This window comes from Amycolatopsis bullii, from assembly GCF_014654205.1.
Lineage (GTDB): Bacteria > Actinomycetota > Actinomycetes > Mycobacteriales > Pseudonocardiaceae > Amycolatopsis > Amycolatopsis plumensis.
Genome location: NZ_BNAW01000001.1, coordinates 189,882 through 214,454, shown reverse-complemented (window position 1 = coordinate 214,454; position 24,573 = coordinate 189,882). Strand labels below are relative to the sequence as shown.

At 71.4% G+C, this 24,573-nt stretch carries 28 protein-coding genes; 18 read left to right on the top strand and 10 right to left on the bottom strand.

Annotation, left to right across the window (positions count from 1 at the left end; genetic code table 11):
- Nucleotides 1–93: 93 nt before the first annotated feature.
- Nucleotides 94–1,620 (bottom strand): glycoside hydrolase family 27 protein, encoded by a 1,527-nt coding sequence (locus IE317_RS00995; protein WP_229902394.1) that lies wholly within the window; start codon nucleotides 1,618–1,620, stop codon nucleotides 94–96.
- A gap of 70 nt (nucleotides 1,621–1,690) precedes the next feature.
- On the opposite strand from IE317_RS00995, the gene IE317_RS00990 reads away from it, so the two are divergent.
- The 5 genes from IE317_RS00990 (at nucleotide 1,691) to IE317_RS00970 (ending at nucleotide 5,445) form a co-directional block, all read left to right on the top strand.
- Nucleotides 1,691–1,873 (top strand): hypothetical protein, encoded by a 183-nt coding sequence (locus IE317_RS00990; RefSeq protein ID WP_191306389.1) that lies wholly within the window; start codon nucleotides 1,691–1,693, stop codon nucleotides 1,871–1,873.
- 124 nt (nucleotides 1,874–1,997) lie between these two features.
- Nucleotides 1,998–3,329, top strand: coding sequence for an MFS transporter (locus IE317_RS00985; protein WP_191306101.1), 1,332 nt, complete (start codon nucleotides 1,998–2,000; stop codon nucleotides 3,327–3,329).
- Nucleotides 3,330–3,360: 31 nt separating this feature from the next.
- On the top strand, nucleotides 3,361–4,281 hold the full coding sequence (locus IE317_RS00980; protein WP_191306100.1) for a LysR family transcriptional regulator: 921 nt from the start codon (nucleotides 3,361–3,363) through the stop codon (nucleotides 4,279–4,281).
- Between the two features lie 95 nt (nucleotides 4,282–4,376).
- Nucleotides 4,377–5,087 carry an SDR family NAD(P)-dependent oxidoreductase gene (locus IE317_RS00975; RefSeq protein ID WP_191306099.1) on the top strand — a complete coding sequence of 237 codons (711 nt, stop codon included), beginning with the start codon at nucleotides 4,377–4,379 and terminating at the stop codon, nucleotides 5,085–5,087.
- Nucleotides 5,074–5,445, top strand: coding sequence for a YybH family protein (locus IE317_RS00970; RefSeq protein ID WP_191306098.1), 372 nt, complete (start codon nucleotides 5,074–5,076; stop codon nucleotides 5,443–5,445). The genes IE317_RS00975 and IE317_RS00970 overlap by 14 nt, the downstream gene beginning before the upstream one ends.
- 41 nt (nucleotides 5,446–5,486) lie before the next feature.
- On the opposite strand, the gene IE317_RS00965 is transcribed toward IE317_RS00970, so the two are convergent.
- Both IE317_RS00965 and IE317_RS00960 read right to left on the bottom strand, forming a co-directional pair.
- Nucleotides 5,487–6,092, bottom strand: coding sequence for a TetR/AcrR family transcriptional regulator (locus IE317_RS00965; RefSeq protein WP_191306097.1), 606 nt, complete (start codon nucleotides 6,090–6,092; stop codon nucleotides 5,487–5,489).
- A 43-nt stretch (nucleotides 6,093–6,135) separates the two neighbouring features.
- Nucleotides 6,136–6,378, bottom strand: coding sequence for a hypothetical protein (locus IE317_RS00960; RefSeq protein WP_191306096.1), 243 nt, complete (start codon nucleotides 6,376–6,378; stop codon nucleotides 6,136–6,138).
- A gap of 162 nt (nucleotides 6,379–6,540) precedes the next feature.
- Between IE317_RS00960 and IE317_RS00955 the strand changes: the two genes are divergently transcribed.
- From IE317_RS00955 to IE317_RS00930, 6 genes are all read left to right on the top strand, one after another.
- Nucleotides 6,541–6,969: a YbaB/EbfC family nucleoid-associated protein gene (locus IE317_RS00955; protein WP_191306095.1), complete on the top strand. Its 429-nt coding sequence runs from the start codon at nucleotides 6,541–6,543 to the stop codon at nucleotides 6,967–6,969.
- A 27-nt stretch (nucleotides 6,970–6,996) separates the two neighbouring features.
- Nucleotides 6,997–7,326 (top strand): type VII secretion target, encoded by a 330-nt coding sequence (locus tag IE317_RS00950; RefSeq protein WP_191306094.1) that lies wholly within the window; start codon nucleotides 6,997–6,999, stop codon nucleotides 7,324–7,326.
- Nucleotides 7,323–8,024: a hypothetical protein gene (locus tag IE317_RS00945; RefSeq protein ID WP_191306093.1), complete on the top strand. Its 702-nt coding sequence runs from the start codon at nucleotides 7,323–7,325 to the stop codon at nucleotides 8,022–8,024. Before IE317_RS00950 ends, IE317_RS00945 begins: the two co-directional genes overlap by 4 nt.
- A 7-nt stretch (nucleotides 8,025–8,031) precedes the next feature.
- On the top strand, nucleotides 8,032–8,700 hold the full coding sequence (locus IE317_RS00940; RefSeq protein WP_191306092.1) for a hypothetical protein: 669 nt from the start codon (nucleotides 8,032–8,034) through the stop codon (nucleotides 8,698–8,700).
- A gap of 15 nt (nucleotides 8,701–8,715) precedes the next feature.
- Entirely contained in the window at nucleotides 8,716–9,162 is a 447-nt protein-coding gene (locus tag IE317_RS00935) for a SitI3 family protein (RefSeq protein ID WP_268246841.1), read from the top strand.
- 249 nt (nucleotides 9,163–9,411) lie between these two features.
- Nucleotides 9,412–10,353, top strand: coding sequence for a hypothetical protein (locus tag IE317_RS00930; protein ID WP_229902393.1), 942 nt, complete (start codon nucleotides 9,412–9,414; stop codon nucleotides 10,351–10,353).
- A gap of 43 nt (nucleotides 10,354–10,396) precedes the next feature.
- Here IE317_RS00930 and IE317_RS00925 read toward each other — a convergent pair whose 3' ends face one another.
- On the bottom strand, nucleotides 10,397–11,395 hold the full coding sequence (locus tag IE317_RS00925; protein WP_191306090.1) for a hypothetical protein: 999 nt from the start codon (nucleotides 11,393–11,395) through the stop codon (nucleotides 10,397–10,399).
- Nucleotides 11,396–11,619: 224 nt separating this feature from the next.
- Entirely contained in the window at nucleotides 11,620–13,008 is a 1,389-nt protein-coding gene (locus IE317_RS00920; protein ID WP_191306089.1) for a KamA family radical SAM protein, read from the bottom strand.
- A gap of 120 nt (nucleotides 13,009–13,128) precedes the next feature.
- On the opposite strand from IE317_RS00920, the gene IE317_RS00915 reads away from it, so the two are divergent.
- Genes IE317_RS00915 through IE317_RS00900 form a run of 4 tightly spaced genes read left to right on the top strand, consistent with a single transcriptional unit; the run spans nucleotide 13,129 to nucleotide 17,970 of the window.
- A complete protein-coding gene (locus IE317_RS00915) occupies nucleotides 13,129–14,724 on the top strand; it encodes an amidohydrolase (protein WP_191306088.1) in 1,596 nt (531 codons plus the stop codon).
- Between the two features lie 11 nt (nucleotides 14,725–14,735).
- Nucleotides 14,736–16,346, top strand: coding sequence for an apolipoprotein N-acyltransferase (lnt, locus tag IE317_RS00910; RefSeq protein WP_191306087.1), 1,611 nt, complete (start codon nucleotides 14,736–14,738; stop codon nucleotides 16,344–16,346).
- A 26-nt stretch (nucleotides 16,347–16,372) separates the two neighbouring features.
- On the top strand, nucleotides 16,373–17,140 hold the full coding sequence (locus tag IE317_RS00905) for a polyprenol monophosphomannose synthase (RefSeq protein ID WP_191306086.1): 768 nt from the start codon (nucleotides 16,373–16,375) through the stop codon (nucleotides 17,138–17,140).
- Between the two features lie 26 nt (nucleotides 17,141–17,166).
- Nucleotides 17,167–17,970: a PIG-L family deacetylase gene (locus tag IE317_RS00900; protein ID WP_191306085.1), complete on the top strand. Its 804-nt coding sequence runs from the start codon at nucleotides 17,167–17,169 to the stop codon at nucleotides 17,968–17,970.
- Here IE317_RS00900 and IE317_RS00895 read toward each other — a convergent pair.
- Complete coding sequence (locus IE317_RS00895) at nucleotides 17,903–18,652, bottom strand: DeoR/GlpR family DNA-binding transcription regulator (RefSeq protein WP_191306084.1); 750 nt, start codon at nucleotides 18,650–18,652, stop codon at nucleotides 17,903–17,905. The genes IE317_RS00900 and IE317_RS00895 overlap by 68 nt on opposite strands.
- Before the next feature lie 48 nt (nucleotides 18,653–18,700).
- On the opposite strand from IE317_RS00895, the gene IE317_RS00890 reads away from it, so the two are divergent.
- The gene (locus IE317_RS00890; RefSeq protein ID WP_191306083.1) at nucleotides 18,701–19,309 is read left to right on the top strand and encodes an NUDIX domain-containing protein; all 609 of its coding nucleotides are present in this window, start codon (nucleotides 18,701–18,703) and stop codon (nucleotides 19,307–19,309) included.
- A gap of 270 nt (nucleotides 19,310–19,579) precedes the next feature.
- Here the strand turns inward: IE317_RS00890 and IE317_RS00885 are convergent, their stop codons facing one another.
- The 3 genes from IE317_RS00885 to IE317_RS00875 all read right to left on the bottom strand — a co-directional run bounded on the left by IE317_RS00885 (nucleotide 19,580) and on the right by IE317_RS00875 (nucleotide 22,339).
- Nucleotides 19,580–19,927 carry an RNA polymerase-binding protein RbpA gene (locus IE317_RS00885; RefSeq protein WP_003081521.1) on the bottom strand — a complete coding sequence of 116 codons (348 nt, stop codon included), beginning with the start codon at nucleotides 19,925–19,927 and terminating at the stop codon, nucleotides 19,580–19,582.
- Nucleotides 19,928–20,152: 225 nt separating this feature from the next.
- Nucleotides 20,153–20,917 carry a thymidine kinase gene (locus tag IE317_RS00880; protein WP_191306082.1) on the bottom strand — a complete coding sequence of 255 codons (765 nt, stop codon included), beginning with the start codon at nucleotides 20,915–20,917 and terminating at the stop codon, nucleotides 20,153–20,155.
- A gap of 21 nt (nucleotides 20,918–20,938) precedes the next feature.
- The gene (locus tag IE317_RS00875) at nucleotides 20,939–22,339 is read right to left on the bottom strand and encodes an MFS transporter (protein WP_191306081.1); all 1,401 of its coding nucleotides are present in this window, start codon (nucleotides 22,337–22,339) and stop codon (nucleotides 20,939–20,941) included.
- A gap of 244 nt (nucleotides 22,340–22,583) precedes the next feature.
- On the opposite strand from IE317_RS00875, the gene IE317_RS00870 reads away from it, so the two are divergent.
- On the top strand, nucleotides 22,584–23,252 hold the full coding sequence (locus IE317_RS00870; protein WP_191306080.1) for a transglycosylase family protein: 669 nt from the start codon (nucleotides 22,584–22,586) through the stop codon (nucleotides 23,250–23,252).
- 43 nt (nucleotides 23,253–23,295) lie between these two features.
- Here the strand turns inward: IE317_RS00870 and IE317_RS00865 are convergent, their stop codons facing one another.
- The gene (locus tag IE317_RS00865) at nucleotides 23,296–24,087 is read right to left on the bottom strand and encodes a glycerophosphodiester phosphodiesterase (RefSeq protein WP_191306079.1); all 792 of its coding nucleotides are present in this window, start codon (nucleotides 24,085–24,087) and stop codon (nucleotides 23,296–23,298) included.
- Nucleotides 24,088–24,153: 66 nt separating this feature from the next.
- On the opposite strand from IE317_RS00865, the gene IE317_RS00860 reads away from it, so the two are divergent.
- A complete protein-coding gene (locus tag IE317_RS00860) occupies nucleotides 24,154–24,534 on the top strand; it encodes a hypothetical protein (protein WP_191306078.1) in 381 nt (126 codons plus the stop codon).
- Nucleotides 24,535–24,573: the final 39 nt, after the last annotated feature.

Sequence of the window (24,573 nt, the reverse complement as noted above, 5' to 3'; positions counted from 1 at the left end):
CCGGCCTCCGGTCACCACGACATCCTCGTGAGCACGGTGTCGTGGTGACCCGTCGAGCCGGCCGCCGCGGCCCGTGGCGGCGGCGCTCGGACGTCACGCCGTGGGTGCCGTCCACTGCTGGTTCGCTTGGCCGTTGCACGCCCAGAGGAGGACCTTGGTGCCGTTGGCGGTTCCTTGGTTGCTGGCGTCGAGACAGAGGTTGGACTGGACGCCGGTGATGGTGCCGTTCGCGTTGACCGTCCACTGCTGGTTGGCCTGGCCGTTGCAGTCCCAGATGACCACGGGTGTCCCGTTGGCGGTGCCCTGGCCGGACGCGTCGAGGCACTTGGTGCCGTAGACGGTGAGCTGGCGGCTCGCGGTCCGGGTCCAGGTCTGGCCCGGGCCGCCCTGGCAGTCCAGCAGCTGCAGCTGGGTGCCGTTGGTGGTGGTCGCGTTCGGCACGTCGAGGCAGCGGCCGGACTGCTTTCCGGTGATCGGGCCGCCGCCGGCCGGGGGAGTGCCGTCGGTGCCGGTGACGGTGAGCAGGACCGCCTCCCCGGCCGGGACCGAGGTGGCGTAGCTCGAGGTGAAGGTGCCGCGGTCGGCGCCGGCCCAGACGTCGCGGACGACGGCCGAGCCCGACAGGCCGAGCGCGGACCAGCGGGCGGTGATGGTGGCGGCCGAGCTGGTGCGGTTGAGCAGGACGACGGCCCGGCGGCCGGTGCCGGACAGCACCTTCTGGTACACCTGCAGGCCCGAGGCGTCCTCGGCGACCTTGGTGCCCTGCCGCCCGAGCGAGTCCTGGTCGATGGCGATCATTTCGCGGTTGGTCAGCGTGGCGCGGGTGGCGGCGCTCATGTCGCTGGGCTTGTTGCCCGCGATCAGCGGGGCGCCGGAGATCGCCCACAGGCTCAGGTGGGTGCGGTTCTGCGCGTCGGAGAAGCCGGGCAGGCCGGCGATGAGCATGTCGGGATCGTTGTAGTGGCCGGGACTCTGCGCGCTGGGGTGCTGCGCGGCGTCGAAGTTGGCCAGCATCCGCGACATCGAGGGCCGCTCGCCCCAGTAGATGATGTCGCCGCTGGTCCGCCACAGGTTGGCGATGCCCGGCGCCCAGTTCCACGGCTGGTTGCCGCCCCATTCGCAGACGGAGAACGTCATCGGGCGGCCGGTCTGGGCGGTGGCGCGTGAGATCGAGTCGCTGATCTGGGTGTAGGCGGTGCGCGCGTTGAGCCCTTCGGCGTTGCCGCCGCACCAGTCGACCTTCACGTAGTCGAAGCCCCAGCGGGAGAACTGCAGGAAGTCCTGGTCGTAGTGGCCTTCGGCGCCGGTGCCGGGGTAGGCGGGGTGCCCGGTCGGGTAGTAGTAGCCGCAGCCGTTGCGGCCGGCGTCGGTGTAGATGCCCGCCTTCAGGCCCTTGCTGTGGATGTAGGCGGTGATGGCGGACATCCCGCCCGGCCACTTCGCGGTGTCGACGGTGATGTTGCCGCTCGCGTCGCGGCTGCCGGTCCACCAGCCGTCGTCGATATTGACGTACTCGTAGCCGGCGTCCTTCATGCCGGAGGACACGATGGCGTCCGCCTGCTGCTCGATGACGGTGTGGTCGATCGCCCCGGCGAAGGAGTTCCAGGAATTCCAGCCCATCGGCGGCTTGGTGATGGGAGCCGGCGCTGCTGCGGCGGCGTTCCCCGGTGCCACGAGGGAGAAGCAGGCGGTGATCAGCGCGCAGATCGTCCACAAAGGACCAAAGCGGCGCAGGGAGGTGGCGGGGCGTGCTGGCGACAACGGAACCCCCATCGGCGTGGACGGCGAGCCGGAGTGCGGCAGGGATGTGAACGCTAACACGATGGAATATCCCGCTCAACGTTCGATTCCGCATCCCGCGCTATTTCCGTGAAAGCTACATTCCCGGTGAAACTTTCCCGGCCGCAGCGGTGTGAGCAGCACTGGGAGGCCGCACCTCTCAGCTGGAAGGCAACAGTTCGTGGATGCCCGAGCGTGCCCGCGTTTCACTCGGAACCATGATCGCCCCGATCGACCGGCGGGTTCCGGCCCGGCTCGCGCTCACCGCGGTGTGCCTCGGATTCCTGATGATCACCCTCGACGCGACCATCGTGAACCTCGCGCTGCCCGCCATCGGCGCCGAGTTCGCCGAACCGTCGACCGCGGCCCTGCAGTGGGTCGTCGACTCCTACACGGTCGCGCTGGCCGCCTTCCTGCTCACCTGGGGTGCGGCCGGGGACCGGTGGGGCGCGCGGCGCGTCTTCGAGGCCGGGACGGCGGTGTTCGTGCTGACCTCTCTCGCCTGTGCCGTGGCGGGTTCGCTGACGTGGCTGGTCGCCGCGCGGGCGGTGCAGGGGCTCGGGGCGGCCGCGTTGCTGCCGTCGTCGCTCGCCCTGATCGTGCACCGGTTCCCCGACGCGGGGGACCGGGCGCGGGCGCTCGGGGTGTGGGGCGGCATGAGCGGAGCCGGGCTCGCCGCCGGGCCGGTGCTGGGCGGGCTCGCCGTCGGACTGGCCGACTGGCGGCTGGTGTTCGCGGTGAACGTGCCCGTCGGGCTGGTCACCCTGGTGCTGACGCGCCGGTGCGTCGCCGAAACCACGCCCCACGCCCGCACCCGGCTCGACGTCGCCGGGCAGGTCCTCGGCACGGCCGCGCTGGCGTGCGTCGTCGCCGGGCTCATCGAAGCCGGGCACGCGGGCTGGACCGACCCGGCCGCGCCGGGGCTCCTCGGCGCCGGGGTCGCCGCCGGCCTGGCGTTCGCGTTGGCCGAGCGCACGGTCCCGGCGCCGGTGCTGCCGCTCGGGGTGCTGAAGGTCCGTGACTTCGCCGTCGCGACGGTCATCGGCGGCCTGTTCAACTTCTGCCTCTACGGCACGCTGTTCTGCCTCGCCTTGTTCCTGCAGAGGGTCTGGCGGCTGGACGCGCTCACCGCCGGGCTGCTGCTCGTGCCGCTCACGCTCGTGGTGGGCGTCAACGCGTTCATCAGCGGCCGGCTCACGCACCGGTTCGGGGCGCGCGGGCCGATCGTGGCCGGCGGCCTGCTGGCGCTGCCCGGGGCGGCGGGCTTGGCGTTGCTGCCCTCCGGCCCGTCTCCGGTACCGCTGATCGCCTGCTCGGCGGTCTTCGGGTGCTGCTCGCTCGCCATGCCCGCCATGACGTCCGTGGCCATGACCGCCCTGCCCGGCCGGGCGGGACTCGCCGCAGGGGTGCTCAACGCCTCGCGCCAGACCGGCGGCGCGGTGGGCGTCGCGCTGGTCGGCGGGCTGCTGCCGGGAACCGCTATGGGGGTCGTCGCCGGCGGCTGCGCGGCCATGGTGCTGCTGACCGGGGTGCTGCGGCGACCGCGGTAGCGTCCTTTGTGGCCGGACCTAGGATGACGGCGTGGAACTGCGTCAGCTGCGCTACTTCGTCATCCTCGCCGAAGAGATGAACTTCGGCCGGGCGGCGGAGCGGCTGCACATCGCCGGGCCGTCGCTGTCGCAGCAGATCAAAGCCCTCGAACGGGACCTGGGGGTGCGCCTGTTCGACCGCGACCGCCGCCAGATGGAGCTGACCGAGGCCGGGCGGTCACTGCTGCCGGGGGCCCGCGAGCTGCTGCACGGGGCCGACGAGCTGCGGCAGCACGCGGGGCGGCTCCGCGGCACCGAAACCGTCCGGCTGGGGTACGTCAACTGGCTGCCCGCCGACCTCGCGGAGCGCACGGCCGGCGTCGCGAGCCTGCAGGTCGACGCCTGGGTGATGCCGTCGCACGCCCAGGCCGGCCGGGTGGCCGACGGCAGCATCGACGTCGCCGTCTGCTGGGTGCAGACGCCCGACCTGGCCGCGCAGGGCCTCGACGCCCGCTTCCTCGGCGCCGACCGCCTCTACGCCGTGTCGCCCGGCACCGACACGTCGCCGGTCGCCGCGGCCGACACCGCGGTCCTCGTCGACTCCGACACCGTCAGCTGGGCGTCGTGGAACCTCTACGCCGGCCAGTTCAGCCGGGACACCGGCGCGACCGTCGTGCGGACCGACGACAACGGGATCACCGGGCCGGCGTTCTTCGAGCACGTGCGGCGCGCGGACCGGCCGGTGGTGAACTCCCCGAAAGGGCAGACCACGCCGCTGCCGGCGGGACTGGTGGCCCGGCCGATCGCCGACCCCGCGCCCTACTGGACCTGGTCGCTGGTCACCCGCCGCGACGACGACCGCGCCGCCGTGCGGGCGGTCGTCGAGGCCCTGACCGCCGACGTCGACGGGCTGCCCGACGACGGCAGCGTGTGGTTGCCGCCCACCGATCCGTACGCGCGTTCCCATAGGTGATTCCTCCCAGGTGGGAGCTTTCTTCTCATGGCCGTGGGATCCGCGGGTGGTTAGCGTCGGTAGTAGACAACCGGTCTACTACCGAGGATGGGATCATGAGCAGTGCGCAGAAGGTGGCCGTGGTCACCGGGGCTTCGCAGGGGTTCGGCGCGGCGATCGTGGAGGGTTACCGCAAGCAGGGCTGGGCGGTCGTGGCGACGGCCCGCTCGGTGCGCGAGGCGAACGACGCCGGAGTCGTGGCGGTACCCGGGGACATCACCGACCCGGCCACGGCCCGACGGGTCGTGGAGACGGCGATCGACCGGTTCGGGCGGGTCGACACCCTGGTCAACAACGCCGGCGTGTTCGACGCGAAGCCGTTCACCGACTTCACCTTCGCCGACTTCACCCGCTTCGTCGAAGTGAACCTGGCCGGCTGGTTCCACCTGACCCAGCAGGTCGTGCCGCCCATGCTCGCCCAGGGCGGCGGGCACATCGTGCAGATCACCACCAGCCTCGTCGAGCACCCGCTCTCGGCGGTGCCCGCGTCCGTGGCGATGCTGACCAAGGGCGGCCTGCAGGCGGTCACCAAGTCCCTGGCCGTCGAGTACGCCGCGCGCGGGATCCGCGTCAACGCCGTCGCGCCGGGCATCCACAAGACGGCCCTCAACCCGCCGGAAACCTACGCCGAGCGCGGCGGGCTGCACCCGGTCGGCCGGATGGGCGAGATCAGCGACGTCGTCAACGGCGTGCTCTACCTGGAGAACGCGCCCTTCGTCACCGGGGAGATCCTCAACGTCAACGGTGGTCAAAGTGCCGGCCACTGAGGAACGGCAGATCGCGACCCGGGTGCTCGACGGCTGGAAGGCGGCCATCGACGAGCACCGCCCGGCCGACGTCGCCGCGTACTTCACCGAGAACGCCCTCTTCCAGGGCGCGCACCCGGCGTACTCGTTGGGGCGCAACGGGGTCGAGGAGTACTACGCGCAGCAGCCGATCGGCCTGACGGTCCGCTACCAGATCCGCGAACTGCGCCCGCTGGCCGACGGCGTGCTGTCGGCGTACGTCGATCCGGACTTCACGCGGCCGGACGGCACCGTGTGGCGGTTCCACCTGACGGTCATCTTCGAGCGCCAGGACGACGGCCGGTGGCTGATCGGCCACTACCACGTCTCGAGGATTTAGGAACGAAAGTGCGGGTGGCCGGCGCCACCCGCACTTTCCTGTCAGGCGGCCTGGGCCTGGGCGCCGACGAGCGCCAGGCAGTGGGTCCACAGCGCGTCGAGGTGACCGGTGTCGTTGTAGAGCTTGGCGAAGAGCACTTGACCCTCCAGCTGCGCGACGACGGCCCGCGCGGCACCGGCCGCGTCCGCGACGAGGGCGTCACCGCGCGCCACGGCTTCCTCGACGACCGTGCGCACCATCTCCGCCTGTTCGGTGAAGATGTCCTGCAGCGCCAGCCGGATCGGCTCGGCCTGGTTGCTCAATTCGAGGCTCAGGTTCCCGAACAGGCAGCCCGAAACGGTGCCGCAGCTCGACTGGCCGGACCGCTGGGTGGCAGCGGTCGAGTCGAAGAGCGCACGGAGTTTGCGCAGTGGCGCGTCGGGCCCTTCGAGGATCGCCGCCCACGCCCGCCGCTGTTCGGCCCATTCCTCGGCGATCACCGCGAGGGCGAGGGCTTCCTTGGAGTCGAAGAAGTAGTAGAAGCTCCCTTTGGGCGCCCCGGCGGCCTGGCAGATCTCGGCGACGCCCAGCGCGGAGTAGCCCCGCTGCTCCATCAGCCGCCGTCCGGCCGCGAGGATGCGCTCTCTGCCGTCGCTCGTCCTGCCCACGGCTTCAGTGTACGACCGGTCGTCTACCCCGGCGGGGATCCGGTCAGTCGGACCAGCTGACGGTGCCGCGGAAGGCGAAGTTCGAATACGCGCAGCCGATCCACGTGACCAGATAACCTTCGGCCATCTTCTGCTGCGCGAGCTGCCAGCCGGCCGTATCGCACTCCGGCTTGGTGGCGCCGCTGACGGTCTGCTGGTAGTACCTCGTCGCCCCGTCCGCGGGAGCGGCGAGGGACACGGCGGCGATGCTCATGACGGCCACGGCGGTGGCCAGCTTCTTCACCATGCGGGTAGTGAAGCACCATCGAATCGCCGTGGCGTGGGTAATTTTGCCGGATGATTCCGGCTTACCCCACCCGCGGTCCCCGGCAATGCGCGATTGGTGCTGACAGCCGGAATTCCCTTCGCCTAAGGTGGTCGGACGGCGCGCCGAGGGGACGGGGGATCCGTGAGCGAACGTGTTTTCGATCCGGACGCCGCGCGCGAGCGCCTCGCGGCGTGGAAGGGCCGGATCGACAAGCTGGCCGCCGACACCCAGGTCATGAGCGACCGGCTGCAGCAGGTCCGGATCAGTGCCGCCGACCCCGGCGGGCTGGCCGAGGTGACCGTCGACTCCACCGGCGCGCTGGTCGGGCTCCGGTTGACCGACCGCATCCAGCGGACCGCGCCGGACGTCGTCGCCCAGGCGGTCCTCTCCCTGGTGCGGCAGGCTCGCGGGCAGGCGGCCCAGCGCTCGCAGGAGGTCATCGCCGAGACGATGGGCGAGGACTCGGCCGCCGGGCGCGCGATCGCCGAGCAGGTCGGGCAGCACCTGCGGGCCGCGCCGGCGGCCGAGGACGAAGACTTCGGCGGGCAGTCCTTCCTGCGACGACAGTGACCACCCCTGCGACCCCCGGCGGTGACCATGGCTGACGGCTACACGGTCGAACCCGAGGCACTCCGCAAGCACGCGGCGAACCTCGACGCGCTGCGGGCGCGCTTCGCGGCCGTCAAGTCCGCGAGCACGCACATCACCCAGGACCACCAGGCCTACGGGCTGCTGTGCGGGTGGATCGCCGCAGTGCTGGAGGGCAGGCACCGCGAGCAGGACAGCCTGCTCGACTTCGCCGCGAACAACCTCGACCTCGCCGCGAAGGGGTTACGCGACAGCGCCGCGCGTTACGAGGAAACCGACACCGGCGCGTCCGGCACGCTGAGGGCCATCGGCGACGAACTCGGCAAGCCCACGCGATGACCGACGAGTCCCTCATCGCACCCGTCCAGCCGACCCGCGAGGCGTGGACCGGCTCGAGCCTCGCCGACAGCATCGAAGGGCTCGTCGACGCGATCAAGACGGAAGGCTGGGTCGACGACGCGCTCGCCGGCGCTGGGCTCGGCGTCGAGGTCGCCGCGACCGTGATGGACCCGATCAGTGCGCTGCTGGCCAACGGGCTGGGCTGGGCCATGGAGTACTTCGAACCGCTGCGGCAGATGCTCGACGAGCTGACGGGCAAGCCGGAGGTGGTGGCCGCCCACGCCGCCACCTGGACCAGGATGGCGGCCGAGCTGGCGGACGTCTCCGCCGACCTGAAGGCCGCGCTGGCCGCGGACCTGCCCGGCTGGACCGGCGGTGCGGCCGACGGCTACCGGCGCCTGATGGCCAGCAACGTCGAAGCCATCGGCGGGCTCGGCGCCACCGCGGCGGCGATGGCGGCGGCCACCGAGGGCGCGGGCGGGCTCGTGGAGATGACCCGCGAGATCGTGCGCGACCTCATCGCCGACCTGGTGGCGCGGGTCATCGTGTGGGCGGTCGAGGCGATCTTCGTGATCACCATCCCGGTCGTCGCCTCACAGATCGCCGCCGCGGTGGTGAAGTGGGCCGGGCGCATCCTCACCTACACCACGTCCCTGATCACCAGCCTCCAGAACCTCGCCAAGCTCCTCGACGGGTAGGGCGGTCATGACGGGCAAACCCAGAACCCCCTCCGGCAAACCCGGCGACGGCAAGCCGGGCCACGGCAAGCCGGGTGACGGCGCCGATCAACCGGGGGACGGGAAGCCGCCGCTGCGGTCCGGCGCCGTCGACGCGAGCGCGGGTGTCGGCCCCGCGCACGAGGTCATCCGGGCGAAACTGGAAGAAGGCCAGGCCGGCGGCGGGGGCAAACCGGGCGATCCGCCCACCCCGCCCCCGTCGACGGCGCACACGCAGCCCTCGGGACAGCCCGACCCGAACGCCCGGCCCGGCGGAACCCCGAGCGACACCTCCTCCGGTAGCGCGGAGAACCGGGACAACCTCCGGATCGAAAACGACTCGGCGACCGTCCTCGCGCGGGCCGGCTACCGCATCGACCAGAACCCGCCGGAGGTGGGGGTGAACGGCCGCAGCAACCCCGACTACAAGATGGAGGGGAAGCTGTGGGACAACTACGCGCCGAGGGACAACCGGGAGACCATCCGGCGGGAACTGCGCAAGAAGGTCAAGGAACAGACCCCGTACATCGTCATCAACATGGAGAGGAGCACCATGTCCGTAGCGGACATGAAAGCGCTCCTCCCCACGGTGAAGGGGCTCACCGAGGTCAAGATCATCGACAAGAACGGCGCCATCATCGATGCTTTCCCCCAGTAGCGGCAGGGCGTGACCATGTCCATCACCTACGAACTCGACCTCGGCGCGGCGACCACGCCGAAGGCGGTGCTGGCCGTCCTCGTCGACGCCGTCCCCGGTGCCGTCACCGAGCACGACGCCGCGGGAGCCTCGCTGCGCGGCGGCGGGTGGTTCAGCGTCGACGCCGCCGAGTACGACCCGCCCGACCCGGTGGAGAACCAGTTCGGGTTCGCGCCGACGGTCGAGGTCGTCTTCGGCCTCAGCAAGACCGGCGACTTCGACAGCCAGGAAACCGACGTGCTGCGGCTGGTCCTCGCCGTGCTGGCCCGCATCCCGGGCGACGCGCTCTTCCACTCCCAGTACTCCGAGGTGTGGCTGCACCGCCTCGCCGGCCGGCTGACGGTCAACGACACCCTGTGGGGCCCCCAGCGGCTCGCCCTCCTCCCGCAACCCTACGAACGGCGGCCGATGGCGTTCCGCTGAGCACCTCCGGCGCCTCCGCGACGTCTGATCCCCCTATTCCGCGGAATTGCACCTCCGGTCAAAGTTCCGTTTCTCCCGCCGGATACGCTGCCGCGGCCGAGCACGCGAACCGATGGGGGACAAGGCATGGACAGCATTTCCGGCACGGACAGAGTTCGCGTCCACGAGCCCGTTCCGAATGTGCCGTCGGGCACCGAACCGTTGTTTGCCGGGTTTGTCCAGAAACTGACCGAACTGACCATTGTCCGCATGGGGCTCAGTGGCGCGCTTGTCCTGTCGGGCGTGCTGCTGATGCTCACCGGAGGGTGGGAGAGCCCGCTGCCCTACTTCTACTTGGGCACCTTCGGCGGTCTGCTGGCGGTATGGACCTACGTCCTGGTCCTCTACCGGCGCGTCCGAGGTCATTTCGAAGAGCCGTACCACCGGCTCGACATCGCGGCGGACGGGTTGTTCACGAAGGGCTCGCGGGTCTCGGTGCGGCTGCCGGACGGACGCTGGCTGCGGACCCGCCTCACCGACGGCCCCCGCGTGCAACTGACCGGCCAGCGACGGCTGTGGGTGCTCGGCACGGGCCGGCGGGTGTTCGTCCGCGTGCCGGGTGCGATGTGGGTGCGGACCGCGCGGATCGAGGACGCGCCCGTGGCCGGAGCGGTGCCTGCCGAACTCATCTCGCGCCACCCGACGCCGCCGTCGCACGATCCGGTGATCGCCGCGCACCGGGCGTTCCAGGCCCGGCGGTCGGCCGTCGCCGGCGTGACGTTCGTGGCGCTGGGCGCGGCAGGGATCGCGCTCGCCTCGTCGGTGACGGATCCCGGACCCGGCGGCATCGCGGACGCGGCCGCGGTGGGCGGAATCGGCGGCGGCAGCGCGGTTTTCCTGATGCTGGGAGCGTTGACGGTCGTCGGCAGCCTGCGGATCCGCCGCCCGATCACCGGCAGCAGCTGGGTGGAACTGCGAGTCGCGCTCGACACGCCGTTCGTCCCGCGGGCGCGTACCGCGGTCCGGCTGACGGGCTGGGCGCTGTACCCGGACGGGCGCCAGACGCGGTTCCGGCTCACCGCGGACATCTCGCTGGCCGCGAACGTCGCGATGACCGGGCAGCTGTGGCTGCTGGGCTACCCGCAGGCGGGCAAACCGGTCAAAGCCGGTCTGCCCGGTTACCCCTGCCTGGGCAGCTTCCGTCCCGCGTGACGTGGGGCCTTGCGGACGCGCACCAGCCGCCGCCCCTCGCCGGTCAGCCGCAGGTCCAGCGCAGCGCGGCGTGATCGCCGCTGGTGTTGCCGAAGATCACGCCGTCGTCGCCGACGACGTACACGTCCGCGTCGCCGCCGTCCGGGAACGGCAGCAGGCCGAGCAGCTTGGTGTCCTGCCACACCGCGGACGGTCCGATCAGGTTGGTGAGGCTGCCCGCGATCAGTCCGTGCTTGTTGGTCGCTTCCGCCGTCCCGCCCTGTTCGAGCGGGCGCGGGTCGGCCGGGCCGTGCCACGCCAAGGCGCGCGAAGCGGGCCACGAGTCGATCGCCGTGCCGACCACGACGCCGTTGCGGATCTGCCGGATCAGCACCGGACGGTCTTCACCGGTCAGCGGGGTGACCACGCCGGCCCGCCAGAGCCCGCCGAGCTTGTTGTCCGGGGCGCCCAGCAGCACGGTGCCGTCGTCGTCGAGGTCCATGCCGGACCGGTCCGGGACGTCGATGATCCGCGGTCCCGCGGCCAGGATCGACCAGAGGACGCTCACCCGGTGGCCGTCCGAGAGTGACGTGGCGGACGTGAGCACATCACCGCGGTCGTTGAGCGCGACGGCCGATTCGAGCCGGTATCCGGGCGGGTCGGGCAGGCGGGTCAGCGTGCCGGGACCGCGGTGGCCGCCGCTGAACAGGTAGACGCCCTGCCCCGTCGCCGGAAGACCACCGTCCAGCAGCACGGTGCCGGCGGAGTTCTCGTCGGCGACGTGCGGGTAGACGAACGGCGCGAGCGCGCCCGGGATGCGGGGCTCGCCGTCGGTCCAGAGGACGACCTTGCCCATGTCGACGCTCCGGTCGAGGACGTGCCCGGAGTAGTTGCCGTGGCTGTCGGTCCCCGTGATGGTGACGTCGGTGTCGAAGTAGCCCTCGGGCGCCACGATCTTGTGCGCCGTCCAGGTGCAGGCCTCGCCCGCGGCGGCGGACGGCGCCGTGACGGCGGCGCCCAGGGCGAGTACCGCGAAGGTGAGCGCGGCAGCACGTCGGAACATACGGAATTCCCCCTCGGAATCGGTCGATGCCGACTCCACGCCCCACCACGCCCGCGGGTTGAGCTGCCTCACCCGTCCGGCCTAGCTGCCACCCCCGACGCCGGCCACTGGCGAGCCCGCGCCGCGGTCAGAAACGGCGGAGACGGCCGAGGGGGCGCGCACCGCCCGGACCGGGCTCGGCCGGCGCCCCCTCGGGTCTCGTCTCGGACGGTGATGCGCCGGCGTCAGCGGGAGCGATTCGCCCACCAGGCTTGACCGGCCTCCGGCAGCGTCGAGATCGGGTCGTAGTACGGGTACCGCCGCTGCAGTGCCTCCGGGTCCTCCAGCTCGATCCCCGTCCGGTAGTTCTTCGTCCAGTATGAGATCCCCAGCTCCCGGTCGTACTCGGCCAGCTGGTGCACCCACCGCTTCCCCACATAAGGCACGTCACAGACGATCCGCGGCGTGGCGTACCCCGGCAGGTACCCCATGATCGCGTGCTGCAGTTCCTGTGCCTCCCACACCGCGACGCGCCAGTGCTCCGCGTTCGGGATCATGTCGCACATGTAGAAGTAGTACGGCAGGATGTTCGCTTCCCCTTGCAGCGCAAAGCAAAGGTCCAGCAGAGCGGCGGGCGTCGCGTTCACCCCGCGCATCAGCACGCCCTGGTTGCGCACGTCCCGGACGCCGACGTTCAACGCCGTCTGGGCCGCCTCCGCCACCAGGGGCGTCACCGACTGGGCGTGGTTGACGTGGGTGTGGATCGCCAGGTTGACCCCGCGGCGCTGGGCCGTCACCGCGACGCGCTCCAGCCCCTCGACGACCTTCGGCTGGATCCAGTGCTGGGGGAGCGCCGCGAGGGCCTTGGTCGCCAGGCGGATGTCGCGGACCGTGTCGATGTCCATCAGGCGCATCAGGAACGACTCCAGCTGCGGCCACGGGACGTTGGCCACGTCGCCGCCCGAGACCACCACGTCGCGGACGCCCGGGGTCTTCTTCAGGTACGCGATCATCGCGTCCTGGCGGTCGACCGGCTTGAGGGTCAGCTTGTGCTTCTCGACCGTCTCGGTCGAATTGCCGACCAGGTCCATGCGGGTGCAGTGACCGCAGTACTGGGGGCAGGTCGAGATCATCTCGGCCAGCACCTTCGTCGGGTAGCGGTGGGTCAGGCCCTCCACGACCCACATCTCGGCCTCGTGCAGGGAGTCGCGCTCCGAATGCGGGTGGCTCGGCCAGGCCGGGTCGCGGTCACTGCGCACCGGGAGCATGTAGCGGCGGATCGGGTCGGCGTAGAACGCCTCGGTCACCTTCGCCGGATCGGTGCCCGCGGTCGGGGCCATCGTGTTGAGCATCTGCGGGGGCAGCAGCATCGACATCGTCGCCATCTCGCGCTGGTCGGCGAGCAGGTCGTCGTAGAAGCGTTCCTCCAGCAGGTCGCCCATGAGCGCGCGCAGCTGCTTGACGTTGCGGACGCAGTGCACCCGCTGCCACTGCGCGTCACGCCACTCGGCCTCGGTCACGTCGTGCCAGCCCGGGAAGCGGCGCCAGTCGGGTTCCACCAGCTCGGCGCGGGCGTACTCGTAGGGCTGGTCGAAGGCGGCGGCAGGCGTCACAGGTTCCTGGGTCGCAGTCACTTGTACTCCTAGTCGTCGGGAACGCGTTAAAATATCCTGTCATAACGTTCTCACGGAGTAAATCTTCCTGCCTGCCGGGTCGTCGTCCCCCACCTGGACGCAGGGGGCAGACTCAGGGGTGTGACGGACGAACACACGACGCTCCTGCTCGGCGGGCGCATCTACACCCCCGCCGGCCCCGACTCCACGGCGATGGCGATCACCGGTGGCACCGTGGTCTGGGTCGGGCAGGACGCCCCGGCCCGCGCCCTGCACGCGAACGCCGAGATCGTCGACCTCCACGGCGCCTTCGTCGCCCCCGCGTTCGTCGACGCGCACGTCCACGCCACCGCCACCGGCCTGCACCTGACCGGCCTCGACCTCACCGGCGTCCGCAGCCGCGCCGACCTGCTGGCGCGCGTGCGCGAAACCGCCCGCAACGGCCAGGTCCTGCTCGCCCACGGCTGGGACGAGACCACCTGGACCGACCCGCGCCTGCCCAGCCGCGCCGAGCTCGACGCCGCCGCCGGGGGCGCGCCGGTCTACCTCAGCCGGGTCGACGTCCACTCCGCGCTGGTCTCCACCGCGCTGGTCGAGCTGGCCCCCGCCGCCCGCGACGCCGACGGCTGGTCGCCCGACGGCCCGCTGACCCGCGCCGCCCACCACGCCGTGCGCGCGGCCGTGCGTGCCGCCATCACCCCCGAGCAGCGCGAACGGGCCCAACGCGCCTTCCTCGCCGAGGCGGCGCGGCAGGGCATCGTCAGCGTCCACGAATGCGCCGGCCCCGACATCTCCGGCCGCGACGACCTCGCCGCCCTCCTCGCCCTCGCCGGACCGGGCACGCCCGAGGTCGTCGGGTACTGGGGCGAACTCGGCGCCGTCGAAACCGCCCGCGACCTCGGCGCCCGCGGCCTGGCCGGCGACCTGTTCGTCGACGGCGCCCTCGGCTCCCACACCGCCGCGCTGACCCACCCCTACGCCGACCACCCCGGCGAAGGGACCCGCTACCTCGACGCGCACCGCATCGCCGAGCATCTCGCCGCCTGCACCGAAGCCGGGCTGCAGGCCGGCTTCCACGTCATCGGCGACGCCGCCGTCGCCGAAGTCGTCGAAGGCTTCCGGCTGGCCGAAAAAGAAGTCGGCCAGCGCGCACTGACCGCCCGCCACCACCGGCTCGAGCACCTGGAGATGGTCACCGCCGAGCAGGCCAAGCACCTGGCCGGCTGGGGCGTGACCGCCTCGATGCAGCCACTGTTCGACGCCCTGTGGGGTGGCCCGGAGGGCATGTACGCCGAACGCCTCGGCGCGGACCGCGCGGCCGGGCTCAACCCCTTCTCGACCCTGGCCGCCGAAGGCGTCCTGCTCGCCTTCGGCTCCGACGCGCCGGTCACGCCGCTCGACCCGTGGGCGAGCGTCCGCGCCGCGGCCTATCACCGGACGCCGGGCGCGGGCCTGTCCCCGCGGGCGGCCTTCACCGCCCACACCCGCGCCGGGCACCGCGCGGCCGGCGTCAACGACGGCGTCACCGGCAGCCTCGTCCCGGGCGCCCCCGCGCACTACGCGATCTGGGACGCCACCGACCTCGTCGTGGCCACCCCCGACAGCCGCGTGCAGCGCTGGTCCACCGACCCCCGCGCCGGTGTCCCGCCCCTGCCCCGGCTCGAACCGGACGCCACCCTCCCGCGGTGCCTGCGCACGGTCCGCGCGGGTGAAGTCCTCCACGACGCGCTGACCTAGAGTTGGCACCCGTGGCAGTCACCGTGGCGGATCCCGAACCGGGCGCCCAGCACCAGCCCGCGCGCACCCGGCGGTTTCCCCGCGCGTGGCTCCTGCGGCCGGCCGCCGCCCTGGCGTCCGGATTCGCCTATTACCTGAGCTTCGCGCCGCGCCCGCTGTGGTGGCTCGCGCCGCTGGCCTTCGCCGGGCTGGCCCTCGTGCTGCGCGGACGCCGGTTCCGGGCCGGCTTCGGCTACGGGTTCGCCTTCGGGTTCGTGTTCTTCCTGCCCCTGCTGACCTGGCTGCTGGACTTCCTCGGCCCGGACTTCGGCCCCTGGCCGTGGCTGGGCCTGTCCTTCGCCCTCGCGCTCTACCACGGCCTGGCCGGCGGCCTGATCACGCTGGTGTCCCGGCTGCCCGCGGCCCCGCTGTGGGGCGCGCTGGTGTTCATCGCCCTGGAGACACCGCGCGCGTGGTTCCCCTTCGGCGGCTTCCCCTGGGGCCGGGTCGCCTTCAGCCAGCCCGAGGGCGCGTTCCTGCCACTGGCCTCGGTCGGCGGTGCCCCGCTGGTCGGCTTGGCCGTCGTCCTCACCGGTTTCTGCCTGGCCGGCCTCGCCGCCCGGCTGTGGGAGGTGCGCAAGCTCACCCGGCCGGCGGTCCTCACCGCACTGGCCGCGCTGCTGCCGGTCGTCGCCGGCCTGGCGCTGTGGCCGACCATCGGAACCGGCGCGCAGGACGGCGAGCGCACCGTCGCGACCGTCCAGGGCAACGCCCCGGACATCGGGCTGGCCCTGCAGGGGGAGCGGACCGTCCTGCGCGACAACACCATCGCCGAAAGCCGGCGGCTGCTCGCGGCCATCCGGGCCGGGAAGGTCCCCAAGCCGGACCTGCTGGTGTGGCCGGAGAGCGCCACCACCGTCACCGGCCCGGACCTGCAGGTCGACCAACTCGTCGCGAACTTCGGCGCCCCGGCGCTCATCGGCGCGATCTACCGGCTCCCGGACGGGCACCTGCAGAACTCCGTCATCGCCTGGGACCCCCGCACCGGGCCCGGCGCGCGCTACGCCAAGCAGCAGCTGGTGCCCTTCGGCGAGTACGTCCCCGCCCGCAAGGTCGCCGAGCTCGTCACGCCGTTCCTCGACAACGAAACCGTGGACATGGTCCCCGGCGACGGCGCGAACCAGACCATGACCGCCGCGGGCACGAAGGTCGGCGTGTTCATCTGCTACGAAGCAGCGTTCGACTACCCGGCCCGCGACGCCGTGCGCGACGGCGCCGAACTTCTCGTCGTCCCCACCAACAACGCCTGGTACGGCGAGAGCGAGATGAGCGTGCAGCAGCTGGCCATGTCGCGGCTGCGGGCGGTCGAGCACAGCCGCGCCGTCGTGGTCTCGGCGGTCTCCGGGGTGAGCGCGATCGTCGCCCCGGACGGGACGGTGACCAGCTCAACGGGCCTTTTCACGGCGGATTCCCTGGTCGGGCGCGTCCCGCTGCGGACGCAGACTACGCTGTCGGATCGACTAGGTGCGTGGACGGAGTACGGGCTGCTGGCTCTGGCGATCGCCGGGGTGGCCGGTGGGCTCGTACTCCGTTTTCGCACCCGGCGCAGCAGCGCCGGCACGGCAGGGGAAGCGGCGGACTGACCGCCGCGGATATCGGAGGAGCACGGATGTCGCAGGCGCCGCGGGGGGCCCGGGAAATCGAGCCGGTGCTGGTGGTGATCCCGACCTACAACGAGCGGGAGAACCTCGGCCCGATCCTGGATCGCCTGCACAAGGCACTCCCGGACGTGCACGTGCTCGTGGTCGACGACGGCAGCCCGGACGGCACCGGCGAGCTCGCCGACGAGCGCGCGGCCGCCAACGACCACGTCCACGTGCTGCACCGCACCGAGAAGGCCGGCCTCGGCGCCGCCTACATCGCCGGGTTCCGCTGGGGCCTGGCCCGGGAGTACAACACGATCGTCGAGATGGACGCCGACGGCTCGCACGCCCCCGAGGACCTGCCCCGCCTGCTGGACGCGGTCGGCGACGCCGACCTGGCGATCGGCTCGCGGTACGTGCCGGGCGGCAGCGTCGTGAACTGGCCGGTGAACCGCCAGATCCTCTCCCGCGGCGCCAACGTCTACTCGCAGCTCGCGCTGGGCATGCGGACCCGCGACATCACCGCCGGCTTCCGCGCCTACCGCCGCCGCGTGCTGGAGAAGCTGGCCCTGGACGAGGTCAACTCGCACGGCTACTGCTTCCAGATCGACCTGACGATCCGCACGGCCGACGCCGGGTTCGAGATCGTCGAGGTCCCGATCACCTTCACCGAGCGCGAGATCGGCGAGTCGAAGATGAGCGGCTCGATCATCCGCGAGGCCTTCCTGCGGGTGGCCAAGTGGGGCGCGGAGCGCCGCTGGCACCAGCTGCGCAAGCTCGTCAAGCGCGCCTGAGCCGTTTTCGGCCGTTCTGGGCCATCATGGGCCCGGTGACGACCATCGTGGCCCTCCACGCCCACGCCGACGACCCCGTCCTGCTCAGCGGCGGCACGTTGGCCCGTGCCGCGGCCGACGGGCACCGGGTGGTGGTCGTCGTGGCCACCGACGGCATGGCCGCCGAGCACCCGACACCGCGCTGGGCGGAGCTGGAGGCGGCCGCGGCCATCCTCGGCGTGCACCGGGTCGTGCACCTGGGCTACGCCGACAGCGGTCACGGCCCGCAGCTGTACGCGGACCCGCCGGGGAGGCAGCGCTTCGCCCGCGCGGACACCGAGGAAGCCGCGCACCGGCTCGCGGCCGTGCTGCACGAGGAGCGCGCGGACCTGCTGCTGGGCTACGACGGCAACGGTGGTTACGGACACCCCGATCACGTCAAGGTGCACCAGGTGGCCCGCCGGGCGGCCCGGCTGACCGGAACGCGGCTGCTGGAGGCCACCCTGCCGCGCGACTTCGCGCAGCGGTTCGTGCGGGTGGTCCGGGCGCTGCGGATCCCGTTCGACTACGACGCCGAAGCGCTCGGGCACACCTACAGCCCGGCCTCGGCCATCACCCACCGGTTCGACGTGCGGCGCTTCGCCGCGCGCAAGCAGGCGGCGCTGGCCGCGCACGTGTCGGACGTGCGCGGCAGCGGGCGGCTCTCGGCGGTGCTGCGGGTGCTCGTGTGGCTGCCGGCGCCGCTGTTCGGGCTGGTCGCCGGCCGCGAGTGGTACGCCGAAGTCACGCCGGCAGGATCGCCACACCCCGCTCTGCAAGTTCCTGCACGTTCTGGTCGTCGGCGTCGGTGACGACGCCGGCGACGTCGCCGAAGGGCAGCACGGTGAACCGTGACGCCGCGCCGAGCTTTTCGGCGCTGGCCAGCACGTAGGTGTCGGCCGCGCGCCGGGCCAGGGTGCGTTTCATCGCGGCTTCGTCGGCGTCGCCGGTGGTCAGGCCGGCTTCGGGGTGGACGCCGGTGACGCCGAGCAGGAAGACGTCGGCGCTGATCGACTGGGCGGCCTCGGCCGCGGCGGCCCCGCAGGTGACCGCCGAGTGCCGGAACAGCCGTCCGCCCAGCAGGAACACCTCGACGCCGTGGTGGTCGAGGAGGGCGACCGCGACGGTCGGGCTGTGGGTGACGACGGTGGCCTCGAGGTCTTCCGGGAGGGCTTTCGCGACGGCGAGGGTGGTCGTGCCGCCGTCGAGGATCACGGTCGAGCCGGGCCGGACCAGCGCGGCCGCCGCCTTGGCCACCCGGTCCTTGCCGTCCTTGGCGATGGCGGTCCGGCTCGCGTAGTCGGCGACGGCGGGGGAGACGGGCAGCGCACCGCCGTAGACGCGCTGGCAGAGCCCGGCCGCGGCGAGGTCGCGCAGGTCCCGGCGGATGCTGTCCTCGGAAACCCCGAGCTCGGCCGCGACGTCCTTGGCCAGCACCTTGCCCTCGGCGGCGAGCCGGGCGAGCAGCAGTTCACGGCGTTCCCCGACCAGCATGCACGATCCTCCTTGTTCTTTCCGAATCATGCACATTATGGTCGGGGCATGACCTCTTCGACAACCCTGTCCCGCAACCCGCGCGTCCGGGTCACCAACGTGGAGCTGCTGTCGTCGGCCTGGTACGTGCTGCGCCGCACGACGTTCGACTACCAGCACGGCGACGGCCGCTGGACCACCGAGCAGCGCGAGACCTACGACCGCGGCAACGGCGCCACCGTGCTGCTCTACGACCTCCAGAACGGCACGGTGTTGCTGACCCGCCAGTTCCGCTACCCGGTCTACGTCAACGACCACCCGGACGGCATGTTCGTCGAGACGGCGGCCGGCCTGCTCGACACCGACGACCCGGAGACCGCGATCCGCCGCGAGGCCGAGGAGGAGACGGGCGTGCGGATCGGCGAGCTGGAGCACGTGTTCGACGTCTACACGAGCCCGGGCTCGGTGACCGAGCGCCTGCACTGCTACGCCGCGCCCTACGACCCCGCCGTCCGCGGTGAAGGCGGCGGCATCGCGGAGGAGGGCGAGGACATCGAGGTCCTGGAACTCCCGTTCACCAAGGCCCTGGACATGATCGGAACAGGCGAGATCGCCGACGCCAAGACCATCATGCTCCTGCAGTGGGCCGCCCTCCACGGCCCCTTCCGCCCGGCCTAGCCCGCACGTAGATGGTCGGCCTGCGTACCTGAAGAGTCGGCTTGCGTATCCAGAGGGTCGGTCCGCGCACCGGGGGAGTCGGATTGTGCGGCTGAGGGGCCGCCAGGCGTCCGACCGTCCAGGTACGCAGGCCGACTCTTCAGGTACGCAAGCCGACTGGCTGGGTACGCAGGCCGACCCTCCGGGCATGCGAAAGGCCCCCGCGGGGGGAGGTCGCGGGGGCCTTTCCGTTGTGGTGGGAGCTGGGCTACAAGGCCGAAGCCGGGAGGGTCACGCCGACCGGGAGGTGCGGCGGCCCTTCAGCTCGGCGAGACGTTCGTTGAGCAGGTCCTCGAGCTCGGGGATCGTGCGCCGCTCGAGCAGCATGTCCCAGTGGGTGCGCGGCGGCTTGACCTTCTTCTGCTCGGGCTGCCCGCCATCGACGATCTCCGATTCGCTCCCGTGCAGGCGGCACTCCCAGACCGTCGGGATCTCGGCGTCGTCGGAAAACGGCACCTCGAACTCGTGGTTCTTCGGGCAGGCGTAGCGCACGGTGCGGCGTGGGGCGAGGTCGTGGTTGCGGTCGGTCTCGTAGCTGACCGCTCCCAGCCGGCTTCCACGAAGAACACGGTCGGCCATGATGGGGTCCTTTCAGTCAGCTCCGGGGTGGAGCCAGGGTGTTGCTCACCCTATGCAACGACCCAGGGATCCGGAGGATTCCCGGGACACCATGTCGTTGCTCACGATGAGCTGCGTCACCCGCCTGCATCAGCTTCTCCTAGTAGGAGGCATTTCGCGCTCTGGCGTGACGTCAATACGGCCTCTTAGTGCTGAGATCCCCCGGATGGGCTACTCACGTCTCGGTCAGGTCAACCGTAACTGACCGTGATGGGCGGTAACCGGGCCCAAGTCACCTGATCGAAAGTGGCGGCGACACAATACCTGATAACGCACAGTAGCGAATTCGGCCTCAAAACGTGCTGAAGCTGAAGTTTCAACTACGGATTGTTCGGTATCTGCCACGACAACGGTGTCGCCCTCGCGCACGACCTCGCCGTCGACCACCCGCGCGTTGAACCGCCCCGGCAGCCCGCACCAGCACAACACCTCCACCTGAACCGGCTGCAACTCGTCCGCCAGTTCGAACAGGCGAGCGGCACCCGGGAACAACCGGCTCCGGAAGTCCGTCGCGATCCCGAAGCAGTACACGTCGATCTCGACCTCGTCGGCCAGCTCCGCCAGCTGGTCGACCTGACCGGGGGAGAGGAACTGCGCCTCGTCCACCACGACGTAGTCCACGTGCCGCCCCTGCGCCCACTCCTGCCGCACCAGGTCACGCACGTCGGTGTCCTCACCGACCTCCACCGCCTGCCGGGTCAGCCCGATCCGGCTCGAGATCTGCGGCGCACCCGACCGGTCGTGGCGCACCAGCACCAGCCCCCGGCGGCCCTGCCGCGCGTGGTTGTGATCGATCTGCAGCGCCAGGGTCGACTTCCCGCAGTCCATCGGCCCGTAGCAGAACTTCAGCCTGCCCACCGGCGGCGTCCCCCGGCGCGAACCGGCCGCGGGAACCGACGACAGGGCATCGGTGGGATCAGGGCCGGCGGCTTGGTCGTTGAGCAAGGTCACGACGCCCGACCCTATCGGTGGCTACAACACCTCCGGCGGACGGTTGCCCGCCGCGACGATCGCCCGCCGCACCGGCACCAGCCACACCAGCACCAACCCCACCGCGAAGAACACCACCAACGCCACGATGGCCAGCCGGAACGACCCCGTCGCCTGCCCCACCCCGGCGAACACCAGCGGCCCCAGCCACGACGTCCCCCGCTCGCCCACGACGTAGAGCGAGTAGTACTGCGCGTCCTTGCCCGCCGGGATCATCTGGCTGAACAACGACCGCGACAACGCGTTCGTCCCACCCAGCACCAGCCCGATCCCCACCGCCACCGCCAGGAACTGCAGCATCTGACGCGGCTGCACGAAGTACGCCCCGGCCAGCACCAGCATCCACACCGCCAGGCTGCCCAGGATCGTCCGCTTCGCCCCGATCCGCCGCGCCACCAGCCCGTGCAGCGTCCCACCCAGGTACGCCACGAACTGGATCACCAGGATCGTGACGATCAGCACGCTGTTGCCGAACCCCAGCTCGTCCTTGCCGTACTGCGCCGACACGGTCACCACCGTGTTGATCCCGTCGGTGAAGACCAGGTAGCTGCCCAGGAACGCCAGCGTCAACGGGTACGCCTTCGCCGCCACCAGCGTCTGCCGCAGCTCCGTGAACCCCGCCCGCAGCACCGACCGCCCCGGCGCGACGTCGACCGGAACGTGCCGCCGGGGGAGCCGCCGCACCGCCGGGATGGTGAACGCCGCCCACCACAGCCCCGACGTCAGGAAGCAGATCTGCACCGCCAGGTCCTGATCCACGCCGAACAGGTCGTGCTTCAGGTAGAACCCCAGCTGCAACGCCAGCGCCAGCCCGCCACCCAGGTACCCGAACGCCCAGCCCTTCGCCGAGATGCCGTCCCGCTCGTCCGGCCCGCCGATGTCGGCCAGGAACGAGTAGTAGACGACCAGCGAACCCCCGTAACCGATGTTCGCCACGATGAACAGCGCCGCCCCCAGCTGCCAATCCGAGCCGGTCAGGACGAACATCCCCGCCGCGGCCGCCGCACCCAGGAACGCGAACCCGCCCAGGATCCGCCGCTTGTTGTGACTGCGGTCGGCCACCGCACCCGCGATCGGCAGCACCAGCACCTGCACCACCGTCGCCACCGACAGCAGGTACCCCCACACCGAACCGGCCGGGAAGTGCAACCCGAACAACGTCACGTCGCAGTTGTTCAACGTGTCCGGATGACCCGCCGCATCGAGGCACGCACGGTCCCCGTTAAGGGTGATGTTCGCCTTCGCGTCCGCCGCCGCGACGGGGCTCATCGACAGCGCCCCGAACACCGTCGTCGTCGACGAATAGAACGGCGAATTCGCCCAGTCGTAGAAGTACCAGCCCCAGCGCTCGCGCTTCGTCGAGTGCGTCCCGGCCAGCGTCATCCACGGCTCCTTCGGATCGAGAACTTCCAGGTCAGCGCGGAGACTACGGGGGAGGCGATCACCCGATGACCGCGCCACCGAAACCGTGTCCGGGTTGTCGCTTCGTGATCATCCACCCACCCGCCGCCGCACCCGGTTCGCCGCTCACGGCGTGTCGACGGCAAAAGTGAACAGTGATTCATGTGAGACTGAAGTGCCTATCGTGTCTGTTGTGGTCACCGGGACACGCTCCTACTGTGCACCCATGATCCAGAACCGCCGACGCACCGTGGCGAGACTGCTGCTCCTCGCCGTCGCCGCCATGGGTCTGCCGCTGACCGCCCCCGCCACCGCCTCCGCGGACCCCGCGTCGAGCGCCTGGGCCAAGCTCCGCATGTGCGAATCCAGCGGCCGCTACGCCACCAACACCGGCAACGGCTACTACGGCGCCTACCAGTTCGACCTGCCCACCTGGCGCAGCGTCGGCGGAAAAGGCCGACCCGACCAGGCCGCCCCCGCCGAACAGGACTACCGCGCCCTCTACCTCTACCGCATGCGCGGCTGGCAACCCTGGCAGTGCGCCGGCATGCTCAAGCTCGCCGCCGACGCCGACGCCCGCAGCAAACGCGTCCCCACCTACGCCGAATCCGCCTACATCGGCGGGGGAGACCTGCCCGCCCCACCCCCGGGCCCCGGCGGCCCTCGGCCCGCCTGGCCCGGCGTCGTCTACCGCTACGGCGACTGCGCCGACCCCCTCAAGACCTTCCAACTGCGCATGAACGCCTTCGGCTACGGCTTCACCGGCACCGGCTGCTACCTCGACAAGACCCGCACCGCCGTCCTCGACCTCCAGCGCGCCAACGGCATCAAGGACAGCGGCCTCCTCGGCCCCAAAACCTGGGAAGCCGCCTGGACCGGCAAACCACCCCGCTGACCCCCTCGTGAGTGGTAAAGCGGGTTCTAACCCGCCTTACCACTCACGGCTGCTGGGACTGCTGCCACTTGCCCCGCTCGATCAGCACCTCGCGCAGCAGATCCGGCCGATCCGTCACGATCCCGTGCACCCCCAGATCCAGCAGCATCCGCATCTCCGCCGGATCGTCGATCGTCCACGTGTGCACTTCGATGCCCGAACGCCCCGCCATCGCCAGGAACGCCTTGTCCACCACCCGCAACACCCCCTGCCGCACCGGCACCTGCGCCATCGCGCCCAGCACCAGCCGGCCGAGGGGCAACAGCGGCAACCGGCCCCGCACCCACAACGCCAACGCCGACCGCGGCCCCATCGCCGTCACCAGCCGCGGCCCCGCCAGCTTCCGCAACCGCACCAGCCGCGCGTCCGAAAACGCCGCCCCCGCCACCCGGTCGAACGCCTTCGTCCGCTCCAGCACCCGCACGAACGGCTCCACCGCCCGATCCGCCTTCACATCCACGTTGAACCGCGCGTCCGGCAGCTCCTCGAGAACGTCCTCCAGCCGCGACAACGGCGCCTTCCCACCCACCTTGACGTTCTTCAGCTGCTCCCACGTCTGCCCCGCGATCGGCCCGGACCCGTCCGTGGTCCGATCGAGGTCCGGATCGTGGTGGACCACCACCACCCCGTCCGCCGTCGCGTGCACATCCGTCTCGAGGTACCGGTACCCCTCCGCACACGCCCGCTTGAACGCCGGCAACGAGTTCTCCAGCCCCTCGAGCTCATCGAGGTGCCACCCCCGGTGCGCGAAGGCACGGGGGACCGGATCGGCCAGGTACGGAAACGAAGCCTGCATCCCCCAAGTGTGCCCTTCCGCCATGACCCCGGCATGAGCAAACGATGGCCAGCTAGGGTCTCCCGGGTGAGGGACGCCGCCGAACTGACCCAGCCGACCACCATCGAACTCGCCCCGGCCCGCCGAGGCGCCCCCAAGCACTGCGGCTGGTGCGGACGACGCCTCCCCGAAGGCGGCAACGTCGGCCGCCGCCGGCGCTACTGCGGCCAATCCTGCCGCCAGCGCGCCTACGAACGCCGCACGGCACTCCAGCGCAGCGGCCTCCCCGAAGATGCCGTCGTGCTCTCCGACACCGAAATCGCCGCCCTCCAGGACCGCCTCTTCCAGCTCCGCTGCGCCGCCGAAGACATCGTCACCGCCGCCGACGACGGCGCCGACCCCCGGGAACTCCGCGGACTCGCCGCCGAAATCGCCCGCGCCGCCAAGGACCTCGAACAACTCCGCTGACCCCTCGTGAGTGGGAAACAGCGTCAGAACACTGTTTCC

Excerpts from the sequence above, each read along its gene's own strand:
- IE317_RS00995 (WP_229902394.1), bottom strand. The coding sequence starts at position 1,620 with ATGGGCTGGAATTCCTGGAACTCCTTCGCCGGGGCGATCGACCACACC.
- IE317_RS00985 (WP_191306101.1), top strand. The coding sequence starts at position 1,998 with ATGATCGCCCCGATCGACCGGCGGGTTCCGGCCCGGCTCGCGCTCACC.
- IE317_RS00975 (WP_191306099.1), top strand. The coding sequence starts at position 4,377 with ATGAGCAGTGCGCAGAAGGTGGCCGTGGTCACCGGGGCTTCGCAGGGG.
- IE317_RS00960 (WP_191306096.1), bottom strand. The coding sequence starts at position 6,378 with ATGGTGAAGAAGCTGGCCACCGCCGTGGCCGTCATGAGCATCGCCGCC.
- IE317_RS00950 (WP_191306094.1), top strand. The coding sequence starts at position 6,997 with ATGGCTGACGGCTACACGGTCGAACCCGAGGCACTCCGCAAGCACGCG.
- IE317_RS00945 (WP_191306093.1), top strand. The coding sequence starts at position 7,323 with ATGACCGACGAGTCCCTCATCGCACCCGTCCAGCCGACCCGCGAGGCG.
- IE317_RS00940 (WP_191306092.1), top strand. The coding sequence starts at position 8,032 with ATGACGGGCAAACCCAGAACCCCCTCCGGCAAACCCGGCGACGGCAAG.
- IE317_RS00935 (WP_268246841.1), top strand. The coding sequence starts at position 8,716 with ATGTCCATCACCTACGAACTCGACCTCGGCGCGGCGACCACGCCGAAG.
- IE317_RS00930 (WP_229902393.1), top strand. The coding sequence starts at position 9,412 with ATGGGGCTCAGTGGCGCGCTTGTCCTGTCGGGCGTGCTGCTGATGCTC.
- IE317_RS00925 (WP_191306090.1), bottom strand. The coding sequence starts at position 11,395 with ATGTTCCGACGTGCTGCCGCGCTCACCTTCGCGGTACTCGCCCTGGGC.
- IE317_RS00905 (WP_191306086.1), top strand. The coding sequence starts at position 16,373 with ATGTCGCAGGCGCCGCGGGGGGCCCGGGAAATCGAGCCGGTGCTGGTG.
- IE317_RS00900 (WP_191306085.1), top strand. The coding sequence starts at position 17,167 with ATGGGCCCGGTGACGACCATCGTGGCCCTCCACGCCCACGCCGACGAC.
- IE317_RS00895 (WP_191306084.1), bottom strand. The coding sequence starts at position 18,652 with ATGCTGGTCGGGGAACGCCGTGAACTGCTGCTCGCCCGGCTCGCCGCC.
- IE317_RS00890 (WP_191306083.1), top strand. The coding sequence starts at position 18,701 with ATGACCTCTTCGACAACCCTGTCCCGCAACCCGCGCGTCCGGGTCACC.
- IE317_RS00885 (WP_003081521.1), bottom strand. The coding sequence starts at position 19,927 with ATGGCCGACCGTGTTCTTCGTGGAAGCCGGCTGGGAGCGGTCAGCTAC.
- IE317_RS00875 (WP_191306081.1), bottom strand. The coding sequence starts at position 22,339 with ATGACGCTGGCCGGGACGCACTCGACGAAGCGCGAGCGCTGGGGCTGG.
- IE317_RS00870 (WP_191306080.1), top strand. The coding sequence starts at position 22,584 with ATGATCCAGAACCGCCGACGCACCGTGGCGAGACTGCTGCTCCTCGCC.
- IE317_RS00865 (WP_191306079.1), bottom strand. The coding sequence starts at position 24,087 with ATGCAGGCTTCGTTTCCGTACCTGGCCGATCCGGTCCCCCGTGCCTTC.